A 13261-nucleotide genomic window follows, 5' to 3' on the forward strand; every position below is an offset into this window, starting at 1 on the left:
GGTCGACGTGGTGCACGGCAAAATCACCAAGAAGCGCTCGTTCTACCAGGACACCGCACTCCTTCGCGACATCTCACTCGAACGCGAGGCGGCACGCGCCTGAACCGGCGGTCAGCGCCATTACCGGCGAATGACGGCCCCAACGCGCTGGCCTACGTCGGGGCCTCGATCGCCACCCTCGACGGGGCGCCCGGGTTCGCCGGACCGTGCTGATCGGCACAGGAGCGGGCAACGGGCGCGAGCGACCGGGTATGGGGCCGTTCCACCAGGCGCGCAGTGATTTCCTCGATCTCCTGGCGAGGGCCGGCGTCCGCCCGCGGGAGGTCGACGTCGTGGTCAACACGCATCTGCACGTCGATCACGTCGGCTGGAACACCGTCGAAGCGGGCGGACAGTGGGTGCCGGCGTTTCCGCGCCCGGCCACACTCCCGGCTCGTCGGTACTGCGCCTCGCCTCCGGCGGCGACCGGGCGGTCTTCGTCGGCGATCTGTTGCCCAGCCCCGTGCAGATCCTCGACCCCTGTCTCAACAGCAACGCCTGCCTGGCCCCGGAACAGGCGGTGGCCAGCCGCCGGCGGATTCTCGAGCGGGCGGCCGACGAACGGGAACTGCTCGTCCCCGCACACTTCGGCGGCGCGGGCGCTGTGGAGGTCCGGCGGAACGGCGCCGGATTCGCCCTCGGGCCATGGGCGGCGACCGGCCCGGCCCGGCGAAGGCCCTGGTGAGCCGGCCGCTCCACGATCTCGCAGTCGGAGTCGTGGCCGGCAGGCCCACGCGGACGTCCTCGACCGAGCCGGGCTCGGCGCGGTCCCCGTCGTCCATGGTTCGGAGCTGCCGGAACGGGTGCGGCCGCTGGGCGTCGAGCGGGCCGATCTGGCACTCGACGTCGCGGGCGCGGGCTCGCTGCCGGAGCTCGTCTCGATCACGGGTACGCCGTCCTCCGTGCTCCCCGGGAGCCCGTGACAGAAGTCGGGGAGTCGTAGGCGTGCTCGCAGGTTACGTTCGCGCAGAGGAATCGATCGGCCCCCAGAGGGCCGCTCCCGCGCAGGCGAGGGCGAGCAGGAACGGGTGGGTGGCGCCGCGTTCGACGAGGCCGACGAGGATGTTGGCCCCGGAGATGACGTCGGCGAAGTAGGCCACCGTCGAAACCAGGCCGATCACACCGGCCGTGGCCAGCGTCCGCCCGAGTTTCGGCGAGAGCCCGACGCGCCGGTGCATGCTCCCGAGCACGATGGCCAGGACGTTGGCGCCGACGAAGCCCGCCAAGGCGCCCAGGGCGTGGAAGTCGCCGGTGCCGTCGTTCATCGCCTCGGCGGATCCGGGAAACAAGCCGAGCAGGACGCCGCCGGCCGCCAGCAGCGTCGCGGGCACGAGCGCCGCCCAGCGGCGCCGGCCCGACAGACCGCGCAGCGCGGCCACACCGGCCAGGATCGTGATCCCGAACAGGAAGAAGCCGGTGTTCATCACCCAGGCCAGCGGTGAGTACATGTACTGCCCGAACAGCGTCGAGGGCCCGTGGACGCCGAGGTCGCTGATGAAGTGGTACGTGTAGCTGTAGGGCGGATCCGTCCATGCCGCGGCGGCGATGAACTCCGTCAGCAGGAAGATCATCGGCCCCGCGACGAGCAGAGCTCCCGCGGTTCGGCGCTGCTGCCGCGGAGGCCGACGCGCGTCGGGGGTGAGCGATTCGGGCTCTGTGTCGTTCGCGGGTTCGGTCCGTTCGAGGCTCGGGAGCGGGTTGGTGTTGCCGGTCATGGTTCTGGCCCCTTCCGGTGCTGGGTGCTGCGGTCGGTACGGGTTCGCCCCGGCCTGCTAGCTTCACTCGGCTACTTACTATACTGAGACTACTTTTACCGTCAATATAGTTGTAGTCCGGCGGTAGTAGGATCTGCCCATGGTTGACGGCATGGCCGTGGGACGGCGGGAACGCAAGAAGGAGGCGACGCGGGCGGCGATCGTGGACGCGGCGACGGCGCTCTTCCTTGAGCGCGGCTTCGACGGGGTCAGCGTCCGCGAGATCGCCGACCAGGCGGACGTCTCCCCCCAAGACGGTCTTCACGCACTTCCCGCAGAAGGAGGCGCTCGTCTTCAGCGACGAGGACGAACGGCACGAGCGCCTCGTGGCCGCGGTCCGTGACCGGGCGCCGGGGAGTTCGATCTCCGACGCGCTCAAGGCGCGCTACCTCGCCGAGATCGCCGCGATGAGGACCGGGCCCCAACGCCGGATCCTCACCCTCATGGAGGAGACGCCGGCCCTCGTCCCTCGAAGAAGGGTGCCTGCTGTGTTTCCGCGTCGGATGTTCACCGCGGGCGTCGCGTTGCTGACGACCGTATTCAGCTCCATCGCGATCACCGCCACCGCGTCGTCCGCGGCGACGTGCTCGTGGACGGCGGCGCCTTCTACCTGAGCTACAAGAATCTCGCCGACGGCAATCTCTACGTGGCCCGGTCGACGACGGGGGCTCCCAACAGCTTCACCACGCTCACCAGCGGATTGCGGCAGGGCAACGCGATCGAGGCGCCGATCCTGGTCAAGTCGAACACGAGCAACACGTTCTGGCTGTGGGGCGACTCCTTCTCGCCGTCCAACGCGGTCTTCTACACCTGGCAGTCGGCGAACGTGAACGGCAACGCCTGGTCGGCGCTCGGCCGGCGGACGTACACCCCGCCGATCAACGCCAAGCACGCCACCATCACCCCGATCACCGCGACCGAGCAGACGGCGCTGGTCAACCGCTGGGGAACACCGCGGTGGAACCGGCTCAAATCGAGCAACTTCCCGGACCGGTACGTACGGCACGCGAACAACCTCGCGCCGCTCGACCCCTTCCCGATGGGTCCGACGGCCGACCAGCAGTGGCGGCTGGTACCCGGCCTGGCCGACCCGGCGGGGGTGTCGTTCGAGTCGGTGAACCTGCCCGGCAGCTACCTGCGGCACTCGAACTACGCGGTCAGGCAGGTCACCTACTAGCCGGCCTGGCCCATGTCCAAGTGCCGGCCGCTGCTCAACAGAGGGAAGTCGATCAGGATGAATGTACGCTTACGCCACTCGATCGCCGTCGTCCTCCTGCTCGCCGGCGCCTTCGTCAACCATGCGGCTGCGCCGGTGACCATCGCGAACGGCACCCAGTTCAGGGACACCAGCGGAAAGGTCCTGCACGCCCACGGCGGCGGCATACTGCGGGAAGGCGGCTATTACTACTGGTTCGGAGAGAACCGCAATCCCGACAACACCTTCCGCGCGGTCTCCGTCTACCGATCCACGGACCTGAAGAACTGGGAATTCCGCAACGACGTCCTCACCCGGTCATCGCACCCTGAACTCGACGTCGCCAACATCGAGCGGCCGAAGGTCATCTACAACAACTCCACCGGCAGATTCGTCATGTGGATGCACAAGGAGAACGGCTCGAACTACAGCGAGGCCCGCGCCGCCGTCGCCTCCTCCGCGACCGTGGACGGCGACTACACCTACCACGGCAGTTTCCGTCCGCTCGGGCAGCACTTGTCGAGGGACATCACGCTCTTCAACGACAACGGCACCGCCTACATGATCTCGGCCGCGGACGAGAATTACGACCTGCACATCTACCGGCTGACCTCGGACTATCTGAACGTCAGCACGCTGGTCGGCAATTTCTGGAACGACGCCCACCGGGAAGCACCCGCCATGTTCAAACGGGGAAACGTCTATTTCCTGCTGACGTCGGCGGCGACCGGCTGGAATCCGAACCAGGCGCGCTACGCGACCGCGTCGAGCATCTCCGGTCCCTGGACCGGGTGGACGAACGTCGGCGACGGCACCACGTTCGGCTCCCAGCCGGCGTACGTCACCATCGACACCGCGACCGGCGTCGTCTCCGGAGGCGGCACCTCCCTGTACTACCGGATCACCGCGCGCGGCAGCGGAAAGGTGATGGATGTCGTCGGCGCCTCGACGGCGAACAACGCCGAGGTGAAGCAGTACCCGTGGAACGGCGGCGGGAACCAGAGGTGGCAGTTCCAGGACACCGGCGGCGGCTACTACCGGCTGGTCAACCAGACCAGCGGCAAGTGCCTGGACGTCGCCAGCGCCTCGACCGCCGACGGGGCGAACGTCATCCAGTACACCTGCGGCGGCGGCGCCAACCAGCAGTGGTCTCGTACCCAGGTCTGACGCGCGCACGGAGCGGAAGTCATGCCATGAGAAGCCACGCACCGCACCGCGGCCCAGGACGAGCCGCGGCGCACCTGCTCGCGATGCGCCGGGTTCGCCTCTCGGCCCGGCACCGCACCGGGGACATCGCGGGCAAACCGCGGAGCCACTCACACAGCACAACCCACTGAAGAATCAAGGTTAACCACCCAGCTGGAGCCGATGTGATCCGCTGACATTACGTACGTATACCAATGAATATTCCAAACGTATACCAATCATTGGTAGCGTAGCGCCCGTTGAGTCAGCACTTGTCCACGTGTCAAGCGTTCGTTCAAGGCGAGTCCGAAATTCCAGCAACGTTCACAACGTTCGACGTCTTCGACGTCGACCGGCGAGACAAGGGCATTCAGACGGTCTGTGCGAGGTGTGATGGAATCGTTCTACGACGAGACATTCGCTCCGGTTTACAATCAACTCTTCACAGGTTTTGCTCATCAGGTCTCCGGCCCACTGCGTGCATACCATCAGGCGACCACGGCGCGGGAGTCCGGAACTCTACTCGATCTGTGCTGCGGTACCGGTCAGCTGGGACTGTCCTTCGCGTCGCACGGTTACCGGGTGATCGGTGTCGACCAATCCCAGCCCATGATCGAAGTCGCGAGGGAGAACGCCCGCCACAGCACCCTGGAAGACCAGGTGGAATTCATCAGGTCGGATGTGGCAAAGTTCGAGATCACGGGAACGCCGGACTTGGTGACCTGCACGTTCGACTCATTCAACCATCTTCCAGGGCTGCAACAGTTGGCGGCGTGCTTCCGCCGTACCCGCGAAGTCATCGCTGACGACGGCATCTTCATCTTCGACGTTCACAGCATTTCGGGACTTCGTCAGCAGAACACGTTCTCCGTGCGCGAGACCGACGACCTCGTGCTGATCAGCAGGATCGGCTACGACCCGGGCAGCGGCACGGCGATCGCGCGCATCTCCGGATTCGACCGGAAGGACGTGTCCGCGCCGTGGCGGCAATTCAAGCAGCACGCCACCATCCGAGCCTGGAGCGCGGAGGACATCATCGCCGAATTGCATCGTGCCGGATTCGGCAGCGCCTGGCCGGCAAAAATCGATGCCCTCGGTGAATCGGTGAAAGAGCCCGATCAGGTGCCCCGCATTTTCTTCGTCGCACGTCCCTGAACCGCACGCACCGCCATGGGGTGAGGCGGAAAAAGCACGTCTTCAGGCCATCCATGCTGCCCGAATCAGGGACGATTCCTCAGTACGAAAGGAAACAGGTCATGACTTCGCAGGTCACCCAGAAATTCCAGCCGGTGGGTGCGACAGCGGAGGCTCCCCTTCGCGCTCTGACCGAAGAGGAGATCGCCACGTACGAACGCGACGGGGTCGTCCTCGTCCGGAAGATCTTCCCGGAGCGCTGGGTGACCCACGTGGCGGAGGCGATCGACGACATGGTCACCAGGCCCACTCCATACGGCCGCCTGCTCTCGAACGCCGACCGGCACATGTACAGCGACCTGTTCATGTGGAAGTACAGCGACGCCTTCCGCGAGTTCGTCTACCACTCTCCGGCGGCCAGAATCGCCGCCCAGGTGATGCATTCGCAGCGGGTCAACTTCCTCGGTGACCACATGTTCAGAAAGGACGCCGGCTGCGAGATCCCAACGAACTGGCACACGGACGATATCGCCTGGCCCGTCGCAGGAAGACAGGCGATGAACATCTGGCTCGCCTGTGACGAGGCCACGGCTCACAGCAGTGCCCTGCAGTTCATCCGCGGGTCGCATCTGTGGGAGTCCGCGCGCGCGACGCGCCTGTCCGGGGCCACCGGCGACGACCGGGTCGAGGCCGCCCTGAGCAAACTGGGCTGGAAGCCGTCTGAGGGGCTGGACCTTTCGCAGGTCGAGCAACCCGCGACGATGCGGTCTGTCATCCGGGCCGCCTTCCACGGCGTCCATCGCCGGTTGGAGGAGGAGATGGCGTGCGCGCCGCTGCCGAACGGCCAGACCGGTCTGGTCTCGATCGAAGCCCATCGTGACCAACTCCCGATCGTGAGCTGGGATGTCGAGCCGGGTGACGCGCTGATCTTCAGCCTGCGGACGCTGCACTACTCGACGGGGAACGCCAGCGAGACGGGAACCCGGCGCGCGCTCGCCACCCGCTGGCTGGGCGACGACACCCGGTACGCGCCGACCACGGGCAACTTGCCCGTCTTCTGGAGGCACGGGCTGCGGCCGGGTGACAGGTTCGGCGGGCCACTGTTCCCGCAGATCCTGCCCGATGTGGTGCCGGGTGAGGGTGCCGAACGGTTCGCGGGCCCCGAGGAGGCCGACCCGCAGATCGCCTTCGAGGACCTGCGGGCCCGTGTCGAGTGGGAGAACGAGGCTTCGGCCTGACGCACGCGTCGCCTCTCCGGGCGACGCCGCCTAGGACACCGGCACCCCGTGCTAGCCGGTCCGTGTCGGTTGCATGAAGGAAAGTCCGGACAACAAAGGAGAAGCACATGGGTGAGGACGCTCTGACCACCAAGACCGAGATCGCAACCGAGGCCGCGCTGACCACCCACGAGGAGCAGCTCCTCGAGGAGTTCGGCACGTTGCTGTCGGCCGAGTACAACTACATGACGCTCTGAAGCTAAGCCGGCGCGGGTGGCCTGCCGGCCGCCCGCGCCGGTCCGAGCCCGGTCTCTCTCCAACACCCTCTCGAGGATGTGCGAATGACATCGCCTTTGCAGAAATCCGGGCCCGAGTCCAGCTCGGAAGCCACCGGGCAGACAGGGCAGACAGGGCAGGAAGGCCTGGACGGTCAGGACGGAATCTCGTACCGCAAGCTGCTGCGCAATGTTCCTTTCGCCTTGTTGTGGCTGACGCTGGCACAGTCCGCGCTCGGCGACCAGTTCTTCAAGGTGGGTGTGCCCTGGCACGCGACCCAGCAGTTCGGGAACGTGTTCGACGGCGCGCTCGTCGGGATGGCGATGGCTCTGCCACTCACGATCTTCGGCCTGTGCAGCGGCGTCCTGGTCGACCGCTTCAACCGGTTCGGGCTCCTGCTGGGCGCCGACCTTGTGCGCATGGCGATCACCGGCGCCATCGCGGCCGCCCTGGCCACTTCCATGCTGGGCCTGCCGGGACTGCTTGCCGGCGTCATCTTGCTGACCGTGCCGAGCACGCTCTACATGCCTGCCGTGCAGACCATCGTGCCTCGGCTGGCCGGGGGGCATGTGCCGACAATCGCGCGCATGGACGCGCTGCTGATGGGCAGCGCCACGACGATGACGGTGCTCGGGCCCTCGATCACGGGCCTGGCACTGACCGTCGTGCCGCTCTGGGCCCTGCTCGGGATCGACGCGGTCACCTTCGGGATCGCGGCTCTCCTGATCGTGGCGATCCGCGTCAAGGCCGGCGGCGAGATGCTCCGCCCGACGGCCGCCAAACCGTCGCGTTCGTTGAAGGGCATCCTGTCCGCCGTCCGCGAAGGGCTGCGGTTCATCATGACCGAGCGGGCGCTACGTGCCCAGTTCCTTGTCTATCCAGCGCTCGACGGTGCCCAATACAGCATCGTGTTCATTCTGCCTGGGTTCCTGCTCTCGTATGGAGACGGCGGAACCGTGCTTTTCGGCGTGGCCGTGGCGGCGATCGGCGTCGGCCGGGTGGCCGGGATGTTCACCGTCACTCACACCTTTCTGCTCCGCAGGCGCGGGCTCGTCTTCGTCGGCAACTTCTTCGTCCAGGGACTGGCGATCCTCGTGATGTGTGTCGGGTCCGAGGCGTGGCTGGCACCGCTGGCCATGTTCTTCGTCGGGCTGCCGGCGGGCATGGCGACGGTTTCTGTCAGCACGTACGTGCAGAGCGTCGTGCCCGAGGAGATGCGGGGCCGGGTCTTCGCCTCGATCGCCTCGCTGAGCAGCGCCGCGATGCCGGTCGCGCCGCTTCTGTTCGGGCTGGTGGCCACCTCGGTCTCGGCGAGCGTGTCGCTGATGTGCATCGCCGCGACCTTCATCCTCGGGTCCGTTTATCTGATGACCCAGCGCGGGGTACGGGAGGTGCTCTGATCGTGCCGACCGTTTCTGCGAAACCGACGTACTTCACGGTTCCCGGCAGCGTGGAACCCGAGGTGCCGAGCGTGTCGGACAGGTGGGACCTGTGGCTGCTCAGCCCGTACTTCGGCCTCCACCGCCCCAGCGCCTGTTCCCTGCACACGTCGGGGGTGCTCAAGGCGTACGACGATGTCGATCGCGACGCTCCCGCCTCTCCCCTCCAGCTCCACACCCCACGCGGATTCCGGACGACGATCGCCCGCGGCGCCGCGCGGCCCGACCTCGATCACGACGAGCCGGACGGCCTGCCGCGCGACCAATGGACCTCCGACTGGTCCCGCCTCGTGGAGCTGTACACGAACGCGCCAGAGCTGAGCGGCGAACAGCGCCTCCGGCTGGGAGTGCTGCTGAGTGCGCTGGATCTGGACGTGGCGGCGCTGCGCGCGCTCCCGTCGCCCGACGTCGCGAGTATCGCTACCGATCCTCTCGCGGCCAGTACGGCCATGAAACGCAGCCACGCCCTGTCGAGAGCTCGGCCGGGACCGGAGACGGCGGACGCCGATCGCAGGGTCCTCTCGCTGATAGCCCATTCCACCGCCTTGCCGGCCTCCATGTGCCTGACCGCCGCCCTCACGCTGCTCGTGAAGGCGGCACGGGGCGGTGCGCCGGACCTGACAGCCGTCCAGGAACTGCGTGAGCTGTCGGCGAGGCACGCCGGCGGGCTCGAACGGGACGACACCCCCATCAGCCTGCTGCTGCGCAGCACCTACTGGCGGGCGGTCAGCTACGAGCCGTTCCTTCGCGGTGACCACGCGCGTACAGCGCACGAACTGGACCTGGCCGAAGAGCTAGCCCGCCAGGGAGTGGAAGACCACCCCGGCCTGCTTCTGTTCCGTCAGAACCTGCATCCACTGCTGGAGACGAGGAGTCGTGCCGCCCGCGAGCACGGTCACCTGGACCTGGCCGTGGTGTACGCGACCGAGCTCACGGAACTCGACCCCTACGACGGCAAGGTGCACTACAACCTGGGCACGACCCATCGGGCGCGCGGCGATCACGAAGGCGCCCTCACCGCGTTCCGCCGTGCGGTGGCCCTCGGCCTGCCGCACGCCTCGCGCGCGCGTGTGGCCGTCGCACAGTGCCTGGAGGCGCTCGGCGACCTCCCGTCCGCACTCGCGGAGTACGTCGAGGCCGTACGGGAAGACCCCGCTGATCACCGGGCGGCCGGCGGGGCCAGGCGCCTGGCCTCCCGTACCGGGCGGCCGGAGATCCTGGACTGGCATCGCGGCTGGGTCATGGCCTGGCGCCGACGGCTGGCCCTGGAAAGTCTTCAGGCATCCGGGAGGAGCGCATGACGGCGATCGACCTCGACCTTGTCCCGACCGTGCATCCGGTTCGCACCTACCTGGACCTCGGCGGTTCCGGTGGCGCTCTGCACAACCGGATCCTGGCCCACCTCGCCACGGCGATGGCCGCCGGGGAGCAGGTCACAGCCGTGTTCCAGAGCAACCCTGTCGCGGGCTTACGCGATCGGGTCGTGCGCGAGACCAGATTGAGCGCGTACGCGGCACGGACGCCTGACCGGCTGGCGGAGGAGCATCGAAGCGCGCGTTGGCAGCGGCTGTGTGAGTGCCTGACCAGTTGGGACGATCAGCCTCCGCGTCTCCGATCACTGCTGGTCAACCTGCTGATCCGGCTGGGCTTCTATGGCGAGGCCGAGAAACGCCTGCGTGACCTCCCGCTCGGCCGGCCGCTTGGCGACGTGGAGGTGTCGCTGCTCCTGCAGCGGGCCAGCGCCGTCTACAAGAGCGACAGGGGTGCGGACGAGCGTGCTCTCAGTCTGCTGCGCCATGCCTACGAACAGGCTGTTTCACCGCGTTCCCGGCTCGTGGCGGCGATGGCCGTCACGGTGCATCACGCACGGGTGGACCGGGATGCGCGAGCGGTAAGCCACTGGGCCGGGAAGGCGCTGGCAGAGCTGACCGCGTTCGACGGGGCCGAGGACGACGACGTGATCTTACGGAGCGCGGCGCTGCGGGCGTGCAGCTTCGCGCCGTTCTTCGACCGCCGGCTCGACGAGGCGACCGAAATGCTCGCGCGGTGCGAGGAACTCGCGAGGTCCGCGCCTGACGACACCGCCGAACGCCGCCTGGCCAGGGACGAAAACCTGCGCGCGGTGCTGGAGACCCGCAGCAGGGAGGCGGCTGGGCGGGGCGACACCGAGCTCTCTCTGCAGCGTATGCGCGACCTCACCTCGCTCGATCCCGCCGACAGCAGGGCGCACCGCGACCTCGGCTACGCCCTGTTCAAGCTGGAGCTCTTCGCGCAGGCGCTGGACTCATTTCGTACTGCCGCCAGGCTCGGATCCCCCTTCGCGGCGGTCTCCTGGACGCTCATGGCCCACTGCCACCTGCGTCTGGACGACACCGACGCGGCCCTGGACGCGCTGATGACCGCCCTCGACATCGACCCGCACTCCATCACCGCGTTGCAGGGCGTCCTGTGTGTCACCGAACGGCGCGGCGACGGTCACTTGCGGGCCTGGGCGCGTGAGCGGCTGAACCGGTTGCCCGCTCCACCGTCCCCGGACAGTTTCAGCACCCTGACCAAGGAAGAGAGCCATGCATAACGCCACGCCGTCGGTACTGTCCTGCGTCACGGACGGCGATCACTACCAGCAGATGGCCTGGGACAAACGGCGGACGGCTGTCGCGTCCGTGGCCAGAGCGCTCAGCGCGCGCCTGCTGGGGGACGCCGGTGAGCGCCTGAGGCGATCGATCGACCTGTTCGATCGGCTTTCCGCTGACGGGCAGCGTGACGTCGTCAAGGCGCCGCTCTTCGGGTACTGGTGGCATCGCCTGTCTGTGCTGTATCAGGCGGCGCAGTGGGAGCCGCTGGCGCGATGGTCCGCACACCTGCCGCGCTTCTTGATCCGCCCGCTGCTGGACGAGGGGAGCTCCTTCAGCGACGTCGAGCTTCCGGCCGGCGACGACGGCCGCCTCTGGCTGCCGGGCATGTACTGGCGTATACGCGTGGACGCGCCCTCGGTCGTCGCCTCTTCGCACGCCGGTCTCCTGGAGCTGGTCGGTCGCTCTCGCGTCGTCCGTCTGACGTCCGGCGAGACGCCTCAGGACGCTGAGCTCTTCGAACGGCTCCCCGGCGACGTCCTGGTGTCGGGTGATGACCCGTGGATCGCCGGTTACCTCCAGCGGGCCAACGAGAACAGCTCGGCCGAGGGCGGGCTGGGGGACGTTTCCGTGGCCAAGGCGGCCGAAGCGGCGCCCGACCTGGCCGATGCCGTCAACACGGTCGAGACCGTGTGGCCGGAGATGGCAGGTGAGATTCGTGCCATCGTCCAGCAGATCGTCCCGATCCACAGCCGCGATACCGTCGCCTTCAGCAACACGGCGCTGGACGGGCTGCTGTTCATCAGGACCGACCTGGCGGACCCCGTCGTGGCGACCGAGCGCCTGATCCATGAGACGAGCCACCTGCGGCTCAACGCCGTGTTCACACTGCGCCCCTTCCACGACCACCTGCCGTCCGATCGGCTGCACTCGCCGTACAGGAAGACCCCGAGACCGGTGGACGGCCTGGTGCACGGAGCTTTCGTCTTCGCGCGCATCGCGGAGTTTCATGATCGGGCGCGACGCGTGTTCGACAGCCCTGCCTGGTCACGGCGATTGGGCGAAGTTCTGGAGATGCAGGCGGAGGCGCTCGACCTGATCGACTCGTCGGTCCGGCTCACGCCGTTCGGCCGGGCGCAATGTGATGGCTTCCGCCGTTCCGCGGACACGATCGCGTCCGCTCTCACCTCTGACCAGGCGATTGGACAATGACATGTCAGTGACGTCCCACACCGCGCCGGACCTGCTCGCGGTGAGCGACTCCGCGGGCCACGACCTGCTCGACAAGTATCACGATCGGCTGGCCGCCGGTGTGATGCGGGTGCTGCCGAAACTGCTCGACCGCGTAAGTGAGCGCAGTGCCGCGAGCATCGATCTGTGGTGGGAGATCTTCCACCAGCTACCGGAGGAGACTCAAGCCTCGATCGTGGGAGGGCCGCTGTTCTCCAGTTGGTGGGCCAAGGTACGCACCGCGGTGGCGACTCGCCGTAGCGGCGAACTCGAAGATCTCATGGAGCATTTCGGGCGATTCCTGTGTGTCGCGGCCATCCGGCAGAACGCCCTCCCCAGCCGGCCGGTACGCCTGCCTCTCCTCGGCCCCGGCGAGCTCCGTCTCCCCGGTCACCCCGGGCATTTCATCCTCCCAGGCGAACCCACCACCCACGTGACCGTGACGCACGAGGGCGCCTCGATCCGGCTGACGGCCGGTGGCACGACCTTGGACGTGGACACCGATTCCTTCCTCGCCGGACGCCGGGAGGCGTCGCCGGCCTTCCGTCCGCACGTCGTGCTCCGCCAGGGAACGGAGGTGGACGCCACCGATCCCTGGCTGACGCGCTTCATGGGCTCCCAGAACGCCAAGAGCGCCATCCCCGGCTACCCGCAGCGCGACCTGGCCCCCCTCGACCCGGTGGACACGGCGATCAGGGACTGTCTCGACCGCGCCGTGGACCTGCTCGACGACACCTGTGCCGCGTTCGCCGCCGAGTTCCGCCGGCACATAGCCCTCGTGGTCCCCATGCGCAGCCGTCTGGTCTCGACCTTCACCGACACGGGCTTCTTCGGCGCGCTGTTCATGAGCGAGCACATCGCGCCGTTCTCCGACACCCTGATCACCGCCGAGCACCTCCTCCACGAGACCAGCCACCACCGCCTCACCCTCCTGCTGGAGCAGGATCCGATCATGGCGGACGCAGCCGAGGGGCTGGTCGATTCACCATGGCGTGAGGACCCGCGTCCCATGCATCAGATCCTGCACGGCACGTTCGTATTCGCCCGGATCGCCCAGTTCCACTGGCGGCTTGCCGACCGCGACGAGCGCGCTGCCCGCCGCTACCAGGAAGTCCTGAGCGATCTCAGGAAGGGGCTCGACCTCCTGCTCGCCCGTACGACACCGACACCCCATGGCGAGCTGCTCTACAGCGAGATGTGCACGATCGCCGAAGTGTAG

The 13261-nt window shown here is 67.6% G+C and carries 14 protein-coding genes and 1 pseudogene; 14 read left to right on the forward strand and 1 reads right to left on the reverse strand.

The window, feature by feature from the left end; translation table 11 throughout:
* Nucleotides 1–251: 251 nt before the first annotated feature.
* A pseudogene (locus AB0C27_RS54390) lies at nt 252–308 on the forward strand (hypothetical protein); the annotation flags it as partial.
* 86 nt (nt 309–394) lie between these two features.
* On the forward strand, nt 395–724 hold the full coding sequence (locus tag AB0C27_RS54395) for an MBL fold metallo-hydrolase (protein WP_357862842.1): 330 nt from the start codon (nt 395–397) through the stop codon (nt 722–724).
* 271 nt (nt 725–995) lie between these two features.
* Here the strand turns inward: AB0C27_RS54395 and AB0C27_RS54400 are convergent, their stop codons facing one another.
* On the reverse strand, nt 996–1754 hold the full coding sequence (locus AB0C27_RS54400) for a DUF998 domain-containing protein (RefSeq protein ID WP_357862843.1): 759 nt from the start codon (nt 1752–1754) through the stop codon (nt 996–998).
* 151 nt (nt 1755–1905) lie between these two features.
* On the opposite strand from AB0C27_RS54400, the gene AB0C27_RS54405 reads away from it, so the two are divergent.
* The 12 genes from AB0C27_RS54405 (at nt 1906) to AB0C27_RS54460 (ending at nt 13261) form a co-directional block, all read left to right on the forward strand.
* Entirely contained in the window at nt 1906–2136 is a 231-nt protein-coding gene (locus AB0C27_RS54405) for a TetR family transcriptional regulator (RefSeq protein WP_357862951.1), read from the forward strand.
* On the forward strand, nt 2120–2407 hold the full coding sequence (locus AB0C27_RS54410) for a hypothetical protein (RefSeq protein WP_357862845.1): 288 nt from the start codon (nt 2120–2122) through the stop codon (nt 2405–2407). The genes AB0C27_RS54405 and AB0C27_RS54410 overlap by 17 nt, the downstream gene beginning before the upstream one ends.
* Entirely contained in the window at nt 2377–2970 is a 594-nt protein-coding gene (locus AB0C27_RS54415; RefSeq protein ID WP_357862847.1) for an AbfB domain-containing protein, read from the forward strand. Before AB0C27_RS54410 ends, AB0C27_RS54415 begins: the two co-directional genes overlap by 31 nt.
* 57 nt (nt 2971–3027) lie before the next feature.
* Nucleotides 3028–4155: an RICIN domain-containing protein gene (locus tag AB0C27_RS54420; RefSeq protein ID WP_357862849.1), complete on the forward strand. Its 1128-nt coding sequence runs from the start codon at nt 3028–3030 to the stop codon at nt 4153–4155.
* Nucleotides 4156–4566: 411 nt separating this feature from the next.
* On the forward strand, nt 4567–5328 hold the full coding sequence (locus AB0C27_RS54425) for a class I SAM-dependent methyltransferase (protein ID WP_357862851.1): 762 nt from the start codon (nt 4567–4569) through the stop codon (nt 5326–5328).
* Between the two features lie 101 nt (nt 5329–5429).
* Entirely contained in the window at nt 5430–6545 is a 1116-nt protein-coding gene (locus AB0C27_RS54430; protein WP_357862853.1) for a phytanoyl-CoA dioxygenase family protein, read from the forward strand.
* 107 nt (nt 6546–6652) lie between these two features.
* On the forward strand, nt 6653–6781 hold the full coding sequence (locus tag AB0C27_RS54435) for a hypothetical protein (RefSeq protein ID WP_346106833.1): 129 nt from the start codon (nt 6653–6655) through the stop codon (nt 6779–6781).
* Between the two features lie 84 nt (nt 6782–6865).
* Nucleotides 6866–8200, forward strand: coding sequence for an MFS transporter (locus tag AB0C27_RS54440; protein WP_357862855.1), 1335 nt, complete (start codon nt 6866–6868; stop codon nt 8198–8200).
* A 2-nt stretch (nt 8201–8202) separates the two neighbouring features.
* Nucleotides 8203–9540 carry a tetratricopeptide repeat protein gene (locus tag AB0C27_RS54445; RefSeq protein WP_357862857.1) on the forward strand — a complete coding sequence of 446 codons (1338 nt, stop codon included), beginning with the start codon at nt 8203–8205 and terminating at the stop codon, nt 9538–9540.
* On the forward strand, nt 9537–10814 hold the full coding sequence (locus tag AB0C27_RS54450) for a hypothetical protein (protein ID WP_357862859.1): 1278 nt from the start codon (nt 9537–9539) through the stop codon (nt 10812–10814). Before AB0C27_RS54445 ends, AB0C27_RS54450 begins: the two co-directional genes overlap by 4 nt.
* A complete protein-coding gene (locus AB0C27_RS54455; protein WP_357862861.1) occupies nt 10807–12024 on the forward strand; it encodes an HEXXH motif-containing putative peptide modification protein in 1218 nt (405 codons plus the stop codon). Before AB0C27_RS54450 ends, AB0C27_RS54455 begins: the two co-directional genes overlap by 8 nt.
* Nucleotide 12025: 1 nt before the next feature.
* Nucleotides 12026–13261, forward strand: a complete 1236-nt coding sequence (locus tag AB0C27_RS54460) for an HEXXH motif-containing putative peptide modification protein (RefSeq protein WP_357862863.1) — start codon at nt 12026–12028, stop codon at nt 13259–13261.

This window comes from Nonomuraea sp. NPDC048882, from assembly GCF_040649755.1.
In the GTDB taxonomy this organism is placed as follows: domain Bacteria; phylum Actinomycetota; class Actinomycetes; order Streptosporangiales; family Streptosporangiaceae; genus Nonomuraea; species Nonomuraea maheshkhaliensis.